The following is an 18,267-nucleotide window of genomic DNA, read 5'->3' as shown; positions in this document are numbered from 1 at the left end:
AGACTCCGGGACTCATTTCAAATGGATTGGAAGAGAATACGTTGTACGGCTCGCAATACGAGTCGAGTTTGGCTGCACATTTGGGACAGTTATTGCGCAGTAAACGGCCCGGGGACTTGTCCTTGTTTCCATGACATCGCTTCAGGACTGTCAGACGGAACCGATCTGACGAAAACTCGATATCGACTGGAATTCGAAGGGGAATAACCGGGGATCTGTTTGCGGACTCGGTTTTCGGTGAGTCGGACTTCTGCCCGCGGCTTCATGTCCGTCAGGAGGTATTCGTAATAAAACCCTCCTTCTGTTTCTACGGTCACATAGAAGGTCATGTCGCGGAATGGACAAATGCTTCTGGCTGTTCCGGAGATACGCAGATTGCCAGGATCGTCTGCAAACGAAGCGACGTTGATTTTATACTGGCAGAGTGCTTTCTGCTCGATTGGGTCGCGTTTGATCTGCGTGACATCAATCTTCTGACGTTTAGCCGCAGCAAAGATGGCGGGCGGGAACTTGGCCTGCATTTCGTCGAGCGTCATCCCGAATGATTTCTGGAACAGGATGTCATCGGCTTGAGGCGGCAACTGTTCGATCGGGGTCCTGCGGCTCAATTCCTGAACGTAACTTTTGTACCCATCCTTGAACTGAGTCCATGCGGTCCAGTGCAGGCACCATGCAAGTGTGTAGGCGTCGCCAGCAAGAACGTCTTCGAGAAACGAGTTGTCATTCCCCATCACTGTGGACCATGACGTCCCGACTTGTACGGTTTGAGCTTTTCGAACGTATTCGTTGTTGATCTTGGCGGGGTTCGTGTCAATCCGATCGCCATTTCCTTCGAATGAGTTCGCGATGCCTTCGGCGAACCAGCGCGGGATCGGTGCCAGACGTTGGTGGACACGGTTTGCCATCTGCTGGTGAATCGCTTCATGAAGGGGAACCGCGAATGAGTCGCAGGAACTCATACGGACCGCCAGCCAGTTCGTGATTCCAGAGTAGAAGCCGAGGACGCCGCTTGCTGACAAGCCGTCGGCGTTATTGATCGTCGACTTGTAGTAATCGTTGAAGTCTTCTTCTGATTCAAAAATAATCAGGACCATCGGGTAAGGGCTGTCGCGAAGCGGAAAGTCCATTTGCTTCGCATACTTCTCGAATGTTCCCTCCACATTCTGCATGAACTTGACCGCCTTCTTGCCAAAGGCTTTAACCGCAGTTTCATAACGTGGTTGTGGAGGCGCGGAGAGGACCAGTGCCACGACCATGTTGTCCTGAATCTCGATCCGGACAGGGTTGTCTTTGAAGAGTTCTTTCAGCCGTTCGCCCATCTGTTCGCATGTAATGGGGACTGCGTCACCGGTTGTCTTGTGTTCCGTGATTGTGGAATGCGGAATGACAACGATCTGCCCGTCCCAGCGTTCAATGGCGGCAACCCCTTTCGGGGCTTCGAGCAGTCGACCCTGACTGGTAATTGTCTTGCCATCTTCGTCGACATAGGTGAACTCATCACCCAGTCCGACATGGCAGAGATTGCTCCACAGCAGGAGACTCAAGAGAAGAACAGCAGGCCGTTGGAACCACCCACTCAGCATCGCCAAACTCCCAGTAGACGCCGGTTGCAGCGGACTTGATTGTGTCAGCGCCGTCTGTTTCGCATTGCCGTTTGAATGAGAACTCGTTCAATGAAGGCAGCAAAAAAGCGTTACATAAAAGGATCTCTTTTTGTAGGTGCGATTTGAACCCTACTGATACAAAAAATGGGAAAGAGGATCTGAATTCCTCTTTCCCATCGCGTTCTGTCACTGACTGAATTGGGCCTCGTGGTTGAACCATCAGGCCTTTGCTGCAGGTTGTGGAGGTGCTGGTTTAGGAGCGGCCGGGGAGGCAGCACCGGTTCCGCACATCCCTGGGCAACAGCGAAGTGCCAGTCTGCGAATGATTCCGTCGACGCCGAACCAGCTTCCGGTTGGGAGTGCTGCGATGGCGAGCAGAGCGATCGCTTCAATCATGTTCTTATTCACGATGAAGGAGTGTTCTGGACCGGGAACTTGAGGGACACCAGGCCAAGGAGGCATGACCATGTAGAACATCATCAGCATGACCGCACCGAGAACTGCGGCAACTCGGGTTCCGAGTCCGGCGATCAGCATGATTCCGAGAACGATCAGTCCCCACATCACCTGATTATCAGAGCGAGCGAGAGGGCTGTCGTTGCGAGGAGGAGCCCCTTTGGCAAGTTGCTCTGGTTTCAGCAGGTTGATTGCTGCGTTCTTCAATTCTTTGTCGAGGGCACGGATCGGACTGACCAGTTCGCCACGCACAATGGCGAGCTTCCGTCCGAGCATTGTCGCGTGATCGTTCTGGTAATCAATCTTTGCCTTGGCGACACTCGCGTTGTAGTCGGCGATCAGGTCTTTGTATTCCTGAATTTTGCCGTATCGTACGTTGTTTGATTTTTCGCCCGCTTCATCGACGGTCACGGTGTCCATGACGATGTCGAATGAACCTCGATCGTTCTTACGCCCAGCAACCCCGACGTTCTCAGGATTCCCTCGCAGTTGAGCTGCAAGTTTGTGGCGGAACGAAAGTTGACGAGACTGGGTTGCGACGCGTTCAATGGCCTTGAGGAAATCAACCTGTTGAGCATCCGCATTCTCTTCCGGATTGCTCTTCTTTCCGTAGCTTCCATCAGCCTTGCGGGTGACGTCAACCAGGTTCAGCAGCGCGGCTTCCTCGCTAGGGAGCAGTGAGCCGGTGAGGACAATCTCTTTCTTGCCGGAATCGTATTTGACTGCAGATCCCAGTTTTTCGGCGGTGACGCCATCCGGGAGTGCAGCAAGAGATGCGCGGTAGGCGGAAACCGGAGGCAGATCAGCTGCTGGGGTATCGATGTCGGCGGAGCCATCCAGAAGGATGTTCAACCGCTGCTTCTGAGCGTCATCAAGGTTGTAGTGAGTGACGAAACGATCGCGCCAAGTGTACCAATCCTGACTCTTCTTGGCGTAGTCGAGCCAGTCGAGATCGTCAGGATCACCGAGCATGTCGCGGAAGTAGTTTCGCAACGGACCCTGAGCGTTTTTCAGGTATCCTTCGGAAGTCCATGGGTTGTTGGACGACAGTGTCTGTTTCTTCCAAAGGCCTTCGTAAAGGAACTGCCAGCCAATCGAAATACGAAGCAGGACAATCAGAATGACTGCCACCAGTGGGGCACGGTACAAAGTCATCACGCACAAACCTTCTCGAGCGGAACATCGAGGTTGTCAGGTCCGGGGCTCACTGGTCAGTCAACTGAATCGCAGTGACACCGGGCTGAACGCATTAATTCTCGAAATAAACGAAACTGCTTGCTGTTACTGAAGTTCAGGCTGATCTTTTTCGAAGTACAACTGATCTTCAGGCAGATTGCAGAAAACTGGCTCCAGAATGCGACCACGTCCAGGTGGCGGCACAAGAATGGCTCCAGCTTCTAAATGATGATGGCAATAGGCGACTGCCTTGTCGAGTCCCATGACATAGAATGCGGTCGAGAGGGCCTCTGCCAAAGTCGCTGTCGGGGCAATGACCGATACGGACAGCAACCCTTCTGCCGGCCATCCGGTTCTCGGGTCCAGCAAATGCCCATAACGCCGTCCCCCATGTCGGAAATATTGGACGTTAGATCCACTTGTAGACATCGCTTGATCTTTGAGCAGCAGGGTTGCGTACATTTTTTCGGTGAAGAGTGGGCTGCGAATTCCGACTGGCCACCCGAGGTGCGTTCCGTGAACTCCGGATGCCATCAGGCTGCTGTGGCCCCCATGTACCAGATAGTCAGAGAGTCCTTCTCCCTGAATATGTGCGGCTGCCTTGTCGACTGCGTAACCCTTGCCAATCGCGCCAAAATCGAACTTGAGACCCGGTCGATCAAAATAGACCGATTCGTCGTCCGGGTTCAAAATCACATGTTGAAAGCCACTGTTGTCGAGGGCGTTTCGTACTTCAAGTTCGTCCGGGACAGCGTTGGCGGCACGAGCGGTCTTCCAGAGATGAATCAGAGCACCTGTTGTCGGGTCAAACGCTCCTTCTGTTTCTTCCCAAAGATTCCTGCAGGTAGTCAGGAATGCAAAGAGTTCTGGAGAAACAAATTGCGGTGAGTTAGAGGCGTGCTCGTTTAATTGAGAGACATCGCTGTCCGGGCGATAAACCGTCAATAATTGTTCGACGTCATGGACGAGATCCAAAGCGTCTGAAGCGACCATCACATTCCGTGGAGGTCCGGGATTCATCACGACGGACCATTGACACGCCATCGCCCGAGTTTCGAGCCGGACCGTATCCTGAGCGCTCGGAGGAGGGCCTTTGACTGCTTCCGCGAGGGCATCAGCGACTTGTTCGCCACGGTGCAGAATCTCCCGATGAGCAGCGCGGCCCGTCAGGAAATCGCGGCGATTGGATGATGGTCGGTCGGGGTTGGAAGCTGAGGACATCGTCTGTACGTACGGAATGATCGTATCGGAGCAAGGCTTTCAAACGCGGCGTTTCGTCGTGACCATCATGTCTTCATTCCGGTTAGCGGAAATCGATTGAATCGCCTAGGGGGATTGAAAGGTGGTCAGTCTGGATTCGGCTTCAATATTGTATCGGAGGAGATGCGACAGGAGGAGGGGCGAAATTTCTGCTCCTTGAACAACCAAGGTACCTGACTATACTCCAAAATCACCCGCAACAGTCGGCATTCTCTATTTCAGATTGAGACGAGGAGATCTTTCATAATGAGCGCAAAAGTCGGCCAGCCAGCCCCAAACTTCTCTGTTCAGGTTTACGATCGCACCAAAGACAACACTGATGAACAGTTCCAGACGGTAACTCTGGCAGACTTCAGTGGAAAATGGGTCTGCTTGTTCTTCTACCCATTGGACTTCACTTTCGTCTGTCCAACCGAAATCGTTTCCTTCAATGATAAGCTCGGGGAATTCCAGGATCGTGACTGCGTCCTTCTGACTGGCAGCACCGACAGCGTCTACTCCCACAAAGGCTGGTGTGATTCTCACCCAGACCTCGCCAAGCTGAAGTATCAGATGTTTGCTGATACGACTCACAAGCTTTCACGCGACTTCGGCGTTTTGAAAGAAGATGCCGGGATCGCTTACCGTGGGATCTTCCTGATCGATCCAACAGGCGTCGTCCGCTGGTCCGCAGTGCACGACCTGAGCGTCGGCCGTAATGTCGATGAAGTTCTGCGAGTTCTGGATGCGTTGCAGACCGACAAGCTCTGCCCATGTAACTGGAAAGCTGGCGAAGAGACCTTGAACTAGGTCGGTTCGGTCCGGTTGCGATATCGCGGCAATTGATAGCGTGATGCAGCCCATCGAAAAACGAAAGCAGGCGAGGAAACATTTGTTTCTCCGCCTGCTTTTTTATATCGAATCATATGGACGTCCTGTCCAAGATTACCGGACGTAGAGTCCGAATCCAGGTGTTGAGATTCCGAAGCTGGCTCCACCGTAGTAGGGGGCTGGTCGGTAGACTGGGACTCCGTAACCGTAGACTGGTGGATAGTATCCGCCACCTGGTCGACCGTAGATTGGGCGATGACCGTGGTGATGGTGGTGATGACCGTGACCATGTCCCCATCCACCGTGTCCGCCATGTCCGCCGTGATGCCCGTGTCCACCGTGGTGACCATGACCGCCATGTCCACCGTGACCGCCGTGTGCATTGGCTGTTCCAGCGACACTCAAAACTGCGAGGCCAGCGACTGCTGCAACTGCGAGGATGACGTTCTTCATTGTTCTCTCCTGATCTCAATCTGAGCGATTCGAACTTCCGTGCATCTCGCTCAGATCAAGACAACTGACTGAGCAATTTGTTTTGTTGTGCACGTTTGGTTTGACGTAGGTGACTATTGGCAAACGCGTTGCCATGAAGCCGCAGTTTTTGCCGAATTGTCGTAAGGTCATTGTTTTGAATGGATTACAATTTTCTTTGTAATGTTAGTCTGTGCGGCGCATGTTGTCGGTTTGACAATGGTGATGTCGGGTTGATGTCACTTTTTCACTTTTGGATGAGTTCCGGGGGATTTCAGAGAGAAGAAACGGTTGCGTGATTCCGTGCCGATGAGAGTTTGGCACGGTTTGCAGCGTGTATGTGGGCATTTGGACGCATTGCTGCCACCGATTCATTCCAGTCTGCTGAATTCTTGAAAGAGTGGGGGGAAGTCAGATTGCGTGCCGGTTAGAATCCGCAACTATCTGCAAATAGAAGTGCTGAAAAGATCTGCCTTCTGTTGGACCTCAGGTCCAGATTCAACGCATCGCTTTTCGAAGGATTTCAGAACATGCTCACATTGGAAGGTTGCCTTGGTCGCCGTCAGCGCCTGTGGAATATGGTTCCGGACCATGTTGAATGGCTGCTTATTGCTGACCCTCGACACATCCACTATCTGAGCAACTTTTGGGTACAGCCACTCAGCTTCTCAACCGGCGAACGCGCTCTGCTGTTATTGGAACGTGATGGTCCAGCGACGCTGCTGGGAGATAACTTCACCGTTCGCTCAGGTGTTCATCAGCCATACGTCGACAAAACGATCATCACCCCGTGGTATGACCACAAGCATTCGGTTTCGAACCGGGATCACGCACTCTTCAAATCTCTTGGAGAAGCGGCATCTCAACTACAGAACCGGATGGGGCTGCTGGAAGCGGAGTGGTTGCCGACAGCCGCTGCGGCATTGCTGAACCCGGAATGCTATGAGTTCTCCTCGAATCAGGAGCCGGGTGCGAATCCGTTTGTGGATCTCGGGTCCATCCTCCGCATGCTGCGCCGCCGCAAAGATGCCGATGAGATTGCATTGCTCAAGCAGTGTATGGCGGCAGGTGCCGCAGGGCAGGCGCGACTTCTGGAAATCGTTCGCGAGGGGATCACCGAGTTCGAGATCTTCCGGGAAGTTCAGAAAGCGGCTTTGGAAGCTGCCGGTCGTCCCGCTGTGATTTATGGGGACTTCCGAGCATGCAACGCTGCAGAACCGAAGAAGGGTGGACTGCCTCCTGATGAAGGTCGCGCATTGCAGAATGGTGACCTCTACATTCTCGATTATTCCGTGATGCTCGATGGGTATCGCAGCGACTTCACGAATACCGTCTCTGTTGGAGCACCTTCAGAAGCAGTCGAAGAGATGTTTGCCTTGTGTCAGGCTGCGATGAAGGGGGGCGAAGCGAAACTGCGTTCCGGCGTCAGTGCCGCTGACGTTTATCAGGCTGTCGCAAAGCCGTTCGTTGATGCTGGTCGTCCAGAACTGTTCACCCATCATGCCGGACACGGGATCGGTCTTGGCCACCCGGAATCACCAATTCTGGTTCCGCTCAGCTCTGATATTCTCGAAGCAGGCAACGTGATTACCCTGGAGCCGGGAGCCTATGCCGAAGGAATCGGAGGAATGCGAATCGAACACAATTACCTGATCACTCAGGATGGGTTCGAACGTCTCAGCAAGCACGAAATTCGACTCACATAATCCTGTTTGGTTTCTCTCTTCGTCGGAACATCAACTTCGACGCGAGACCCAAACTGAGATGAGCACTTATTGAGGTGGCGAAGTCATTGTGGCTTCGTCACCTCTTTTGTTAATCGAGCTGATCAAAACCTCGACGTGTGCCGGCAACTCTTTGAGAGAGTTCACCGGGACCATTTGAATCGTCCAGTGATTGGCAGCAGGTTCTGCTTCTGCTTGAGAGATTCGTCCGCAATAGACTGGAACTCCGGTGGGTGAGGCGGTCGGATCTGTGTAGACATCGTCTCCGACTGCAATGGCTGCTGTCGCCGAAACCTCGTTGATGCGACACCCTGTTCCCGTTCCTGCAAGCACCCCTGCTGGACCTTGCACCGGTCCAAGTGGTGACCGCCGGATCACGCGGACTGCGATGCGAAAATCAGCGTCAATTAACGGTTGCACAATCGCCGTTTGTTCACCGACTCGGCGAGTTCGTCCAAGCAGAGTTCGCCCGGCAGTGATGATCTGGTCCGGCTTCAGCTGTTGATTGCGACCAGCGTCGATGAGCAGTCCTTCGCCTGTTAAAACGAGATCTGCTTCATTGAGACCAGATCGCTTGCCCAGTGAGATCAGTAGTTCCAGGTTGGTCGAAGCAGGGTCCCCTTTTCGACCCAGGATGCGTGCTGTGGTCAGTGTCGAATTGAGTAGCGCCTGATCGGAGTTCACCGGCAGCTGTTGATGCAGTTGCAGTTGATCCCGTTCGGCTTTCAGTTCAGCGGCAAGTCGAATGAGTTCGCGGTTTTCAGCTTGGAGTTGTTCGATCTGCTGCGATTGATCAGGAAGAGTCGTCTCGAACCAGTCGGATGGCAGCAGAGTCAGGACGGCACCGACTCCGGCCTGCAATGTATTTTGAGTCGAACTCAACGCGGACGCTGGACCAACGCGCAGAAAGATCGCAACGAGCAGCCAACCTGCCCAAACGATCAATGCAGCGGTGCGACCGTTTCGTTCCATTGCTTCGATTGCTGCTTTTCTGCGGTCCCTGCAGATCAGACACTTTGGCTTTGGCAAGTGACTGAATGAGTCAGGGGATCAGGCTGGGGAAGGAAGGCTTGTGGGGGGCGAATCTATCGGAAGATGTGTTACAACGTGAGGGCAAGGTGAAGCCGCCAATTCGGTGGCGGCTTCTGAAGTCACTCCCGACTGACATCCGACGAGAGCGGTTCTTGAACTAGTGTGGCGTGACAGGCACGCGGCATTCAGATTTTCTCCTATCGAGAAGGCTGCTGCGCGGCCACGTGATAGACCGAAACGGTCTAGAAGCCGGCCCCTTCTGTCTGGAAACGTTGTGACCAGTTTCGCATATGTTCCAGGCAGATTGCTGTCCCACGCGCAACGGTGCTCATTGGGTCTGGATCGACACGAACTGGAATGCCAAGGTGTTCCCGGAGGAACATGTCCAAATTCCGGAGCTGCGATGAGCCACCAGTCAGGGTGAGTCCTGTGTCGGCAAGGTCGCCGATCAACTCCGGATCACATTGTTCGATGGCCGCCTTAATGCAGTTCACGATCTTCCACAGGCATTCGCCGAGTGCTTCTCGAACTTCTTCGCTTGTGAGAATCGCTTTTCGTGGGATGCCGCTGATGCTGTCCAGCCCACGAACTTCAGATGAAAGTTCTGTATCCAGTGAGGCTGCACTGCCGATTTCGATTTTCAATTGTTCGGCGGTGGGACGACCGATTCGCAGGGAATAGTGTTGCCGCAGATAGTCGATGATGGCATCGTCCATATCGTTCCCGGCGATTCGCACAGACTTGCTGGCGACGGCTTCCCCGAGACTGAGGATTGCACATTCCGTGGTTCCTCCCCCGATGTCGCAGATCATGCTGGCGAGTGGCTCACTGATCGGAAGTCCTGCTCCGATACTTGCTGCTCGTGCGTGATCAATCAGAAAGATTCGGCCAGCTCCTGCCCGTTCGATGCTGTTATAGACGGCTCGCTTCTCCACGGAAGAGAGCTCGGACGGGACAGACACGATACAACGGGGGCGAAATCCGCCTCCTTGTTTCGATGCCTTCTGGATGAAGTATTTCAGCATGACTTCGCAGAGTTCGAAGTCGGAGATGACCCCGTGACGAATGGGGGAGACGGCCAGCATGCTGTCAGGTGTTCGTCCCACCATTTGTCTGGCGAGTTTTCCAATCGCCGCGCCGCGACCCAGGACACGACGGGTCTTGCGCTCCAGAGCGAGAATGGTGGGTTCGTCCAGCACAACGCCCAGACCGCGGACGGCGATTCGGGTGTTGACTGTCCCCAAATCGATTCCTAAGTCAGGACAGAGCCAGTCTCTCAGACGATTCAGCATTCCCTTGCCGTCGATTTCGTTCCATCAGGTCATTGCAATTTTTGCAGACTCTAATTGGAGGAGCGAAAGTTCGGCAAGATGAGAATTCCAGGAGAACGTCGATCAGTAGGAATTACGCATCGATGGACATGTATTCGTAAGAGGCGAGAGCATGTCCTGAGCTTCAAAGCATTCCTGAAATTCAGTGACTCAGGATTCCCTATCTTAACACTGCGTCGGAATTGTTGTTTTGAGCAACCAGACGCTGATAGAGATGGTGGCTGTCAGCCAGCTTTTGTTGATAGCTCGCAGGCCCTTCAAAACCGTTGATGCGGCCGAGCAGATCGGCTTTGGGGCTCAGCATGATGCTGCATGGAAGTGATTGTACTTCCAGGATTTCCCCGATGCGTTTCTCTTTGTCGAGATCCAGATGGACAGCGATATAGGATTCGTTGATGTATTGAGAAACATTCTTGGAGCTGAGCGTCTGCTTTTCCAGCTTGGTACAGAAGCCGCACCATTCAGCACCAAAGACAATCAGGATGGGCTTGTTTTCGGCGACGGCCTGTTTATGTGCCGATTGCAGATTTGTGTGCCACTTCGTTGTCGTTGTGGGAGCACTGAAGAATGGAAGTGGGAATCCTGGCGGGCCAGCAGTTGCTGCCACCGCGACGAGACCCAGTAACGTGGCGACCAAGCAGGCCCGGAATTGCATTTGTCGCATGATCGTATTCCAGTTTTCTTTGTATTCGTGCAGTTGCACTCCAGAGTGGCCCACAATGTCCATTCCGCACGTCTGTAGCGGATATCGGCTTTTTTTTGTGGGTGCGTCGGAAGTTTTCACATTCTGTGAGGAAACACTGTCGAAATTTGCATCGACATTGAGACTTGAAGTTCTCTGTCTTACCCAGCTTCTGGTTCAGGCTCGGAATGTGCATTCTTGTGCGACAGGTTTGGAGTGGATTAAGAGTGCTGGCACGAGGTGAAATTGCGATCTATACGAAACATGTTGCTCGGTTAAGAACGTAATTAACTGCGGATTCAGGTATGTTGTGAAGGAGATATTTCAGCGTGCCTTGCACAGCCATTGGAGAGACCGAACCGGTCTGGGAAACGAATCACATGCGCGTTCTGGTTTGGACAACTCTGGTGTGCGCTGTTGTGCTTTGTCCCAATGTCTGGGGAATGGAACCGATGAACGCACAGTCGATCCCTGTGCCTGAGACATCTGAAACGATTTCATTGAATCCAGAGGAGACCGTTCTTTTTGACAAGATGAACGGGAAGCTCGTCCTCAAAACGAAAGTCTGTCTGCGAGAAGGACTTTTGGAGATGCTGCTGTGCCCGAAGCAGACCAAGGAACACGAGTCCATTCTGACGATTGACTCGAAGGCACAGGTGATTCACGCAGGATTACTGGCTCTGGGGGCAAAGCCGGGGCATCCGGTGAAGTACAAACCGGAGTTCCAGCCGCCTCAGGGGCAGCAGATTGAGATCTTCGTTAATTGGATGGATGAAAAAGGGAAGAAGCATCGGGAGCGTGTGCAGAAATGGATCCGTCATGCGACTCAGCGCTACTTCCATGCTCCCTGCCAGACCCTGCCGCCTGAGGTCAAGCTCGTCGCCGGGGACAAGGAACTGAAATATGACCATGCAACGGGAGTGCTGATTTTCTTTGGGCAGATGACTCCTGAAGAAAAGAAGGTTTTCCTTTCTCGCAGTCAGAACGCTGAGTATCAGAAAGCCATTGAGTCGCTTTTCCAGCTGGGACAGTTGCGAGAGCTTGATGCCACTTTTGTCTTTGCCGGAAGCGGATTTTCCAAGTTGGCAAATGGCCGGGAAGTTTATCAGGCGGAAGGGGGAAGCCTGATCTGCGTGGCGAATTTTGGCGACGCACTTCTGGACATCAATATCGCAAGCACCGCGAGCAATGATTCCGGGTTAATGTTCGAACCCTGGACCGAACGCATCCCTCCGCTGGGAACTGAAGTCCTTGTGGAACTGATTCCCGTGATGTCTGCTTCTGTCCCTGCGATGCAATAATTTTGCTGTTGTTTGTCTCGCTTTGGACTGTGCTGCTTGGACCTGCCAGATACTGGCAGGTTTTTTTATTGGGCTACTGCGCCCGGAATATTGGTGCGTCGTTAGTCCAGATTCAACAATTCAGCTTGAAATCGCCATTCTGGTGGTCACATCCGTCTTGCAGTGATCGGGCGAAGTGCGATATCACCCGGCTCCTCGCCTTAAAACCTTTCAAACTTGAGTCGTTTTTTCAGTAAGTCCCCGTTTTTCTCAAAATGGGCGAAAACACGACTCTTCCACACTCGTTCAATTTGTGATGTGGCTCACCTTGGAGCGTACGATCATGGTACGATCTTGCATTCGAATTTTGATGACGGGCTTTTGTTTCTCCTCGCTGATGACAGTGAGTCGGGCAGCAGAGCAAACGTTTCCATATCAGGCCGTGGTCGTCAAAGATCAGGCGGAAGTTCGATGTGGTCCAGGGACACAGTTCTATCCCACAAGCCTCGCGAAGCTGAACGAGAACGTCACTGTTCACCGTCATGACCATGGTGGCTGGTACATGATTTCTCCTCCGACCGGGAGTTTCAGTCTGATTGAGGCTGACTCTGTGCAACGTGTCGGTGGCGATCGCGGGGTCGTCAATGTCTCGCCGGGGAGCGGAAATCGCGGTCGCGCGGTCGTTCGGATCGGGAGTCGATTGACGGACGATCATGCGTTTTATGGACGTCAGCTTGCCAACGGAGATGAAGTTCGCATTCTCGGTGAGAAGCAGATTCATTCCCCGCGTGGGCTCGTCAATATGCTGATGATCGCTCCTCCAGCACAGGAATTCCGCTGGATTAAAGGAGAAGGTCTGGTTCCAGTAAGTCAGCAGGTCCAGCAGCAGATGGCGAGCGATCCTTATCAGGTTCCACCACGTCATCGTCAACGACTTGCCGCTGAAGGCCGTGGCCCGATCGATACTCCCGTTGTTCCCGCTGTGGATCGCACGATGCTGGCGGATGCCAATGATGGTCCACGTTTGCAGGTTGCGGAACGTCAATCACTCGGCACTCTGGATGCACCAACCAGAGCGTATCAGGTGGAATCTGAATCGAGCATGATGACCGTTCAATCGAAGCCAATTCGCAGCAGTCAGGCCGAGTTCGTTCGGATGGACGAAATCGATCGGGCGTATGATGAGGTGATGAAGCGGGATCCCCGAGAATGGGAGCTATCCGGAATTATTCGAGATTATCAGGAACTGATTGGGCGTGCTCCGGCGAACGTGGCATACCTTGCACGTCAGCGTCTGGAAGTCGCAGAAAAACGTCAGCAGATCGCTGAACACTATCGAAGCTTTGTCCGTGTCTCAGCTGAAACAGCGCAGCGCGATGCGGAACTGCTGGCACAACAGGCCAGCTTCCAGACCGGTTCTCCTGAACAAGGGGCAATGATGGACGGTCAACCATTTTACGGCCAGTCCTTCGGTGCTCAGGGAATGGGCGCCCCAGGAATGGGGGCTCAGGGAATGGCAGGCCAGTTCATGGAAGGTCAGCAGTTTGACGGACAAATGATGGAAGGCCAATCTTTTGAGACTCAGGGGATGGAGTTTCAGGGCATGAATGGTCAGATGTTGCCGTCACCTGACGCGAAAGGGGCTCCGCAGATGAGAGGAGCAACTCCTTCGGAATTCGTGATGGAACCACAACCGACGTCCTCGGTCTCTCTTAGCCCAACCGGCGGACAGGTTTCAGGACCCGGCGCACACATGGGCCCAACGCAATTAGGCCCAACTCAGCTGGGACCGACACAATTGGGACCAACCTTGCCTGGAATGCAGGGGATACAGACGATGTCTGGAACGCAAGCCATGGGGGGGCCGCAGGCTGCTCCACAAGGTGACGCGCCTGCATTGAACGGGGCAGGGGTTCTTCACCGAATGCAGGGACCTGCCAACTTTCCAAACTATGCACTGGTGACTCCAGATGGTCGTCTGCTTGCATACGTGACACCAAATCAAGGAGTCGCAATCGATTCCTGGTTAGGCAAGCCAGTCGGAATTGTTGGCCAGCGTGGACATGATCCAAGCCTGGGAAAAGACCATATTCACGCCACAAAGATTGTTGCAGTTCAGTTGAGCCCTTAATTCTGAATTCCGGTCGGCGAGCATGAGGCTCCTGCGACCGTCATTCAAATGAAGTGCATCGCGGTAAAAAATCAGGGGAAGGGAGTCCCCTCAAATGGCCACACAGATTTTTCATCGCAACGATCTGAATCGCAATGGGTCTGGAGATCAGGTCTCGGAAGAATACGCCTCAGAGCAGCTGTCTCAGGCTGCCAGATTCGTGACGCACCTGCAATTGCAGCTGGCAGAACTGGATCGGCGCGAGCAGCAATTGAACTCCCAGTTGAGTTCGCTCATTGAGAAGCAACAGGCTGCAAAACGCGAAGGTCAGCAACTCGCTGAAAAGATCTCTGCCGCGGAACGCAAGCTCAACGAGCGTGACCGACAACTGGCAGACAGCGAGAACCGCCTTCGAGAACAGTCGGAATCACTTGTTCGCCAGGCTGAAGAACTGCGGCAGCTCCAGATGCAGGTGCAGCAGGAGCGCGCGAAGTTTGAACAGGAGTCACGCAAGCAGGCGATTCAGGACGATCAGTCTCTGAAATTATTACAGCAGAAGGAAACTGAGTACTCACGTTTGCTTGCTGAAATGCAGCGAAGTCAGCGCGAAGCGGAAGCGGAACTGGCTTCCAAATCTCAGGAGATCACGCGTCTGCAGAATGAGTGCCGCGTTCATCATGATGAGCTTCAGGTCGAGCGATCCCGATTTGCTGAAGTGCAGCAGGAGCGCACGAAGTTCGAACAGGAATCACGACAACGAGCAACAGAAGGCTCCGAGTCGCTGAAGCTGCTGCAGAGTAAAGAAGCGGAGTATTCGCAGTTACTCGCGGACCAGCAACGGCGGCAACGGGAGACCGAAGAGACGTTGGAGTTGAAGTCTCAAGAGATTCTCCGGTTACAGGCAGACTACCAGTCGCAACAGGCCGAACTTGAGGTCGAGCGATCTCGATTCGCTGCCGTACAGCAGCAGCTTGCCGAACTCGAATCGGCGGCTCAGCAACGTTTCCAGCAGGATGCCGAAGCTCTGCGTGCATTACAGCAGAAGGAATCAGAGTACGCACTGTTGTTTGCGGAACTGCAGCAACGCCAGCTTGAAGCAGAATCATTGCTTGATGCGAGACATCAGGAGATTGCACGACTACAGGGGGAGTGTGAGGCTCAAGAAGCGGAGTTGCAGTTAGAGCGAGCCAGATTCAGAGAAGCTCAGCTGGAGTCGGAACAACGGCTGCTCTTTGAGACGGAATCGAAACTGCAGGGAGAAGCTGAACGTGTTCAGGTTCTCACTGACCGCGAAAATCAGCTGAAAGCCGCCGAAGCCTCGTTGTTCGAACGAACCGGTGCGCTGGCGCAGCAGGCGGAAGAGATTCGCGAACAGCGAGAAGCACTTCGGCAAGAGCGGCAGTTTCTTGAACAGGAATTGCAGCAGCGATTTGCTGAAGAGATGCAGAAAGCGGAAGCGGTTCGTCAGGCGGATTTCGCGGAAAGAGAAGCTCAGCTCGCCCAGCTGGAATCGAGTTTTGCAACTCGGGTGTCCGATCTGGAACAGGTGGAACGCTCGCTGCTGGAGCAACAGGAACAACTTCGTGTTGAACGTGCTGAACTGGAAACCGTGCGAAGTACGGTCCTCGTCGAGTCACAGCAGAAGCTGGTGGCGGAGCAGGATCAACTGGCCGCAGACCGTGCCGCGTTGATTGCAGAACGTGAACAGCTGGTTCTTGAATACGAACGCCTTTTTGATGAAGTCATCAAAGAAAAGGCGTCGTTGCAGGAATCCTCCAATCGACTGCAGGCAGAGTTTGAGGCAAAGTTCGAAGCCGAAAAGAACGAGTTTCGTCAGGCAATCGCCACGTCCGAATTGTCGATGCAGGCAGATCTTGAACTTGCAAAGAACCAGTTCGTTGAGCAGCAGGAGACCAGACAGCAGACGATCATCCGACACGAAGAAGAAAGTCGGAAGCTGATCGAACAGGAACGAGTGCGGATTCTCAGCGAGATCGAAGAGCAGCAGAATGCGATTCATCGAGAGCGTCTTGAGTTACATGGGCAGCGCGAAGAACAGGATCGTTTAAATCAGCAATGGGCTGAACATCGCCGAACTGAACGCCGCGAACATCTTCAGGAACTGGAAGAGATCAGTCGGGAACGGCTGGCAAAGCTCGATCTTCGTGAAGCAGAACTTGAGCGTCGCGAAGTCGACTTTCAGAAGCGTTTCACTCTGCACGAGTCTCACCTTGAGAAAACCAGAAAGGAGCTGGTTTCTCAGAAGGACACGATTGCATGGCAACAACAGCAGCATCGAGTCTGGGCGGAAAAAGTCGAGCAGTCCGTCCAGTTGCGGCTGTCGCAGATTCGTCGTTTCCGTGATCTGATGAGTCAGCGTGAGAAATGCCTGGCTGATGAACAGCAGCTTTTCGAACGTCAACGAAAAGAGACGGAAGACTTACTCGCAATGCAGCGCGAGGGGTTGCTTTCGGAACGTCAGCAGTTTGTTGAAATGAAGTTCAGGGAGCGTGAACTGCTCGACGAACAGCAAACGCGGCTCGTCACTGAGACCAATCAGTTTATTGAGATTTGCGGGCAGCTAAACCCGTTGCTGGAGCGTTTCCATTCCGTTTTAAGTCAGTTCGAAACTCGACCTGATCCGTTGGGCGAAGCAGCCGATGATTCGGCTCCATCGCTCGATGACGTCGTCGTCTTGTTGAGCGAGCAGATTCTGGCAATGGAGAGGACGCAGCGTGTTCTCTCCAGTCAGCAATCACAATATCGTGAAGTTGTAACTCGATTCACTGAATGGATGGAGCAGCGGGAAACGCGATTGTGCGAACGCGAAACGTTGTTCACTGAGCAACTGCAGGAACTGAAGCTACGCGAACACGTCTGTCAGCAGGAACGCGATCAATGGCATCGTGAACGGATTGAAGTGGAGCAGGTTATCCGTGATCTCGTCTTGCGAGTCGAGCAGGCATGGCAGTCGGCAGCAGAAGTGCCGACAGTTCTCCCTGATCCTCCCTCTGCGAATGCGGCTTAAATAAGCTCCTCTCATGCCCGAAATTTCGATCCCTGCAGCGCATCAGTGCTGCAGGGATACTCTGTGAAATTTCTGTGAATGTCGTCGTTGTCAAACTGGCGTCTACGCCGATCTGTGTACACTTGAATGCACGTGGTCAGTTGAACGTGGGCCGAGGGGCCTGCACTCTATGAACCAAGCCTGTCTGACCAAGCTGATCGAGACATTCAACCAGATGAGGTGGCGAACGTGCTTCAAACACGACGTGAATGGCTTCAAACAAGTGCAGTCACTTTGGCGTCAGCAGGACTGTTATGGCCGAGCCTCGCGAATGCCGCAGACGGACCATATGCCGACGCCGTGCTTGTTAATGGAGAACCGCCGCTTCCCAAGCCTGGATCGTTCACTGTCGCCGTTCTTCCGGACACTCAGAATTACTCAGAGAAATTTCCTCAGACGTTCACGGCTCAAACCAGCTGGCTGGCTGCAGAACAGCAGCGTCGGAATATCGCCTTTGTCCTGCATCTCGGGGACATCACGAATCGCAGTTCAGAGCCTGAGTGGAAGAATGCTGTTGCTTCCATGGACGTTCTGCATGGAAAGATTCCGTATGCCATGGTTCCAGGGAATCACGATTACAGCGAAGGGGGAAGCTGTTCTGATCGACAGTCACGAATGAGCGAGTTCTTCCCGGTCGCCCGATTTCAGGAACAGGCAACATTTGGCGGAACGTATGATCGCGAACCTGAGCGTACGGAGAACAGCTATCACCGTTTCTCGGCGGGTGGACGAAAGTTTCTGGTGATCGCATTGGAGTTTGGCCCACGCAAAGATGTTGTTCGCTGGGCAAACGAGATCGCGGCGAAGCATCAAGATCATGAAGCCATTCTGATTACCCATGCTTACATGTACTTCGACGAAACTCGCTATGACTGGAAGAAGTACGGGACGAAACAGAACTGGAATCCACACGCTTATGGGGTCGCGAAATCCACTGGCGATGATGTACTGGATGGAGAAGAGCTGTGGAACCAACTGGTGAGTCGCCACGAGAACTTCATCATGACTCTCAATGGTCATGTTCTTGGAGATGGGCTCGGGCGATTGATCACGCAGACACCCAAGCAACGTGACGTCCATCAGATGCTGGTGAATTTTCAGATGAAGCCCAAAGGGGGCGACGGATGGTTACGACTGCTGGAGTTCCAACCAGACGGCAAGACTGTTCTGGTCTATGACTATTCACCGGTCTTGAAGTCACGGAACGAATCTTCCCAGAATCAATTCCAGTTATCGCTCGCGAAGATCGGTTAGATTGAGACTG

The 18,267-nt window shown here is 53.4% G+C and carries 13 protein-coding genes; 6 read left to right on the top strand and 7 right to left on the bottom strand.

The window, feature by feature from the left end; translation table 11 throughout:
- Window positions 1–89 precede the first annotated feature (89 nt).
- From SH527x_RS11750 to SH527x_RS11740, 3 genes are all read right to left on the bottom strand, one after another.
- Entirely contained in the window at window positions 90–1,583 is a 1,494-nt protein-coding gene (locus SH527x_RS11750) for a DUF1570 domain-containing protein (RefSeq protein WP_437190868.1), read from the bottom strand.
- Between the two features lie 240 nt (window positions 1,584–1,823).
- Window positions 1,824–3,218, bottom strand: a complete 1,395-nt coding sequence (locus SH527x_RS11745) for a DoxX family protein (RefSeq protein WP_437190867.1) — start codon at window positions 3,216–3,218, stop codon at window positions 1,824–1,826.
- A 123-nt stretch (window positions 3,219–3,341) separates the two neighbouring features.
- Entirely contained in the window at window positions 3,342–4,457 is a 1,116-nt protein-coding gene (locus SH527x_RS11740; protein ID WP_437190866.1) for an FAD:protein FMN transferase, read from the bottom strand.
- A 285-nt stretch (window positions 4,458–4,742) separates the two neighbouring features.
- Here SH527x_RS11740 and SH527x_RS11735 point away from each other — a divergent pair, with 285 nt between their 5' ends.
- Entirely contained in the window at window positions 4,743–5,285 is a 543-nt protein-coding gene (locus SH527x_RS11735; RefSeq protein WP_437190865.1) for a peroxiredoxin, read from the top strand.
- Window positions 5,286–5,420: 135 nt separating this feature from the next.
- On the opposite strand, the gene SH527x_RS11730 is transcribed toward SH527x_RS11735, so the two are convergent.
- Complete coding sequence (locus SH527x_RS11730) at window positions 5,421–5,759, bottom strand: hypothetical protein (protein WP_437190864.1); 339 nt, start codon at window positions 5,757–5,759, stop codon at window positions 5,421–5,423.
- Between the two features lie 548 nt (window positions 5,760–6,307).
- Here SH527x_RS11730 and SH527x_RS11725 point away from each other — a divergent pair.
- On the top strand, window positions 6,308–7,483 hold the full coding sequence (locus SH527x_RS11725; RefSeq protein ID WP_437190863.1) for a M24 family metallopeptidase: 1,176 nt from the start codon (window positions 6,308–6,310) through the stop codon (window positions 7,481–7,483).
- 66 nt (window positions 7,484–7,549) lie between these two features.
- Here SH527x_RS11725 and mreC read toward each other — a convergent pair whose 3' ends face one another.
- The 3 genes from mreC to SH527x_RS11710 all read right to left on the bottom strand — a co-directional run bounded on the left by mreC (window position 7,550) and on the right by SH527x_RS11710 (window position 10,528).
- Entirely contained in the window at window positions 7,550–8,473 is a 924-nt protein-coding gene (gene mreC / locus SH527x_RS11720; RefSeq protein ID WP_437190862.1) for a rod shape-determining protein MreC, read from the bottom strand.
- A gap of 302 nt (window positions 8,474–8,775) precedes the next feature.
- Window positions 8,776–9,825 carry a rod shape-determining protein gene (locus tag SH527x_RS11715; protein ID WP_437190861.1) on the bottom strand — a complete coding sequence of 350 codons (1,050 nt, stop codon included), beginning with the start codon at window positions 9,823–9,825 and terminating at the stop codon, window positions 8,776–8,778.
- A 199-nt stretch (window positions 9,826–10,024) separates the two neighbouring features.
- Window positions 10,025–10,528 (bottom strand): thioredoxin family protein, encoded by a 504-nt coding sequence (locus tag SH527x_RS11710; RefSeq protein ID WP_437190860.1) that lies wholly within the window; start codon window positions 10,526–10,528, stop codon window positions 10,025–10,027.
- Between the two features lie 347 nt (window positions 10,529–10,875).
- Between SH527x_RS11710 and SH527x_RS11705 the strand changes: the two genes are divergently transcribed.
- The 4 genes from SH527x_RS11705 to SH527x_RS11690 all read left to right on the top strand — a co-directional run bounded on the left by SH527x_RS11705 (window position 10,876) and on the right by SH527x_RS11690 (window position 18,257).
- On the top strand, window positions 10,876–11,847 hold the full coding sequence (locus tag SH527x_RS11705; protein ID WP_437190859.1) for a YdjY domain-containing protein: 972 nt from the start codon (window positions 10,876–10,878) through the stop codon (window positions 11,845–11,847).
- A 322-nt stretch (window positions 11,848–12,169) separates the two neighbouring features.
- Entirely contained in the window at window positions 12,170–13,957 is a 1,788-nt protein-coding gene (locus tag SH527x_RS11700; protein WP_437190858.1) for a hypothetical protein, read from the top strand.
- 94 nt (window positions 13,958–14,051) lie between these two features.
- The gene (locus tag SH527x_RS11695) at window positions 14,052–16,964 is read left to right on the top strand and encodes a hypothetical protein (protein WP_437190857.1); all 2,913 of its coding nucleotides are present in this window, start codon (window positions 14,052–14,054) and stop codon (window positions 16,962–16,964) included.
- Between the two features lie 228 nt (window positions 16,965–17,192).
- Window positions 17,193–18,257, top strand: a complete 1,065-nt coding sequence (locus SH527x_RS11690) for a metallophosphoesterase (protein ID WP_437190856.1) — start codon at window positions 17,193–17,195, stop codon at window positions 18,255–18,257.
- Window positions 18,258–18,267: the final 10 nt, after the last annotated feature.

It is taken from the genome of Planctomicrobium limosum (genome assembly GCF_051465645.1).
Taxonomy (GTDB): Bacteria; Planctomycetota; Planctomycetia; order Planctomycetales; family Planctomycetaceae; genus Planctomicrobium.
The sequence above is the reverse complement of the archived record's forward strand: the minus strand, read 5'-3'. Positions and strand labels throughout refer to the sequence as shown.

Excerpts from the sequence above, each read along its gene's own strand:
- SH527x_RS11750 (WP_437190868.1), bottom strand. The coding sequence starts at position 1,583 with ATGCTGAGTGGGTGGTTCCAACGGCCTGCTGTTCTTCTCTTGAGTCTC.
- SH527x_RS11740 (WP_437190866.1), bottom strand. The coding sequence starts at position 4,457 with ATGTCCTCAGCTTCCAACCCCGACCGACCATCATCCAATCGCCGCGAT.
- SH527x_RS11735 (WP_437190865.1), top strand. The coding sequence starts at position 4,743 with ATGAGCGCAAAAGTCGGCCAGCCAGCCCCAAACTTCTCTGTTCAGGTT.
- SH527x_RS11730 (WP_437190864.1), bottom strand. The coding sequence starts at position 5,759 with ATGAAGAACGTCATCCTCGCAGTTGCAGCAGTCGCTGGCCTCGCAGTT.
- SH527x_RS11725 (WP_437190863.1), top strand. The coding sequence starts at position 6,308 with ATGCTCACATTGGAAGGTTGCCTTGGTCGCCGTCAGCGCCTGTGGAAT.
- mreC (WP_437190862.1), bottom strand. The coding sequence starts at position 8,473 with ATGGAACGAAACGGTCGCACCGCTGCATTGATCGTTTGGGCAGGTTGG.
- SH527x_RS11715 (WP_437190861.1), bottom strand. The coding sequence starts at position 9,825 with ATGCTGAATCGTCTGAGAGACTGGCTCTGTCCTGACTTAGGAATCGAT.
- SH527x_RS11710 (WP_437190860.1), bottom strand. The coding sequence starts at position 10,528 with ATGCGACAAATGCAATTCCGGGCCTGCTTGGTCGCCACGTTACTGGGT.
- SH527x_RS11700 (WP_437190858.1), top strand. The coding sequence starts at position 12,170 with ATGGTACGATCTTGCATTCGAATTTTGATGACGGGCTTTTGTTTCTCC.
- SH527x_RS11695 (WP_437190857.1), top strand. The coding sequence starts at position 14,052 with ATGGCCACACAGATTTTTCATCGCAACGATCTGAATCGCAATGGGTCT.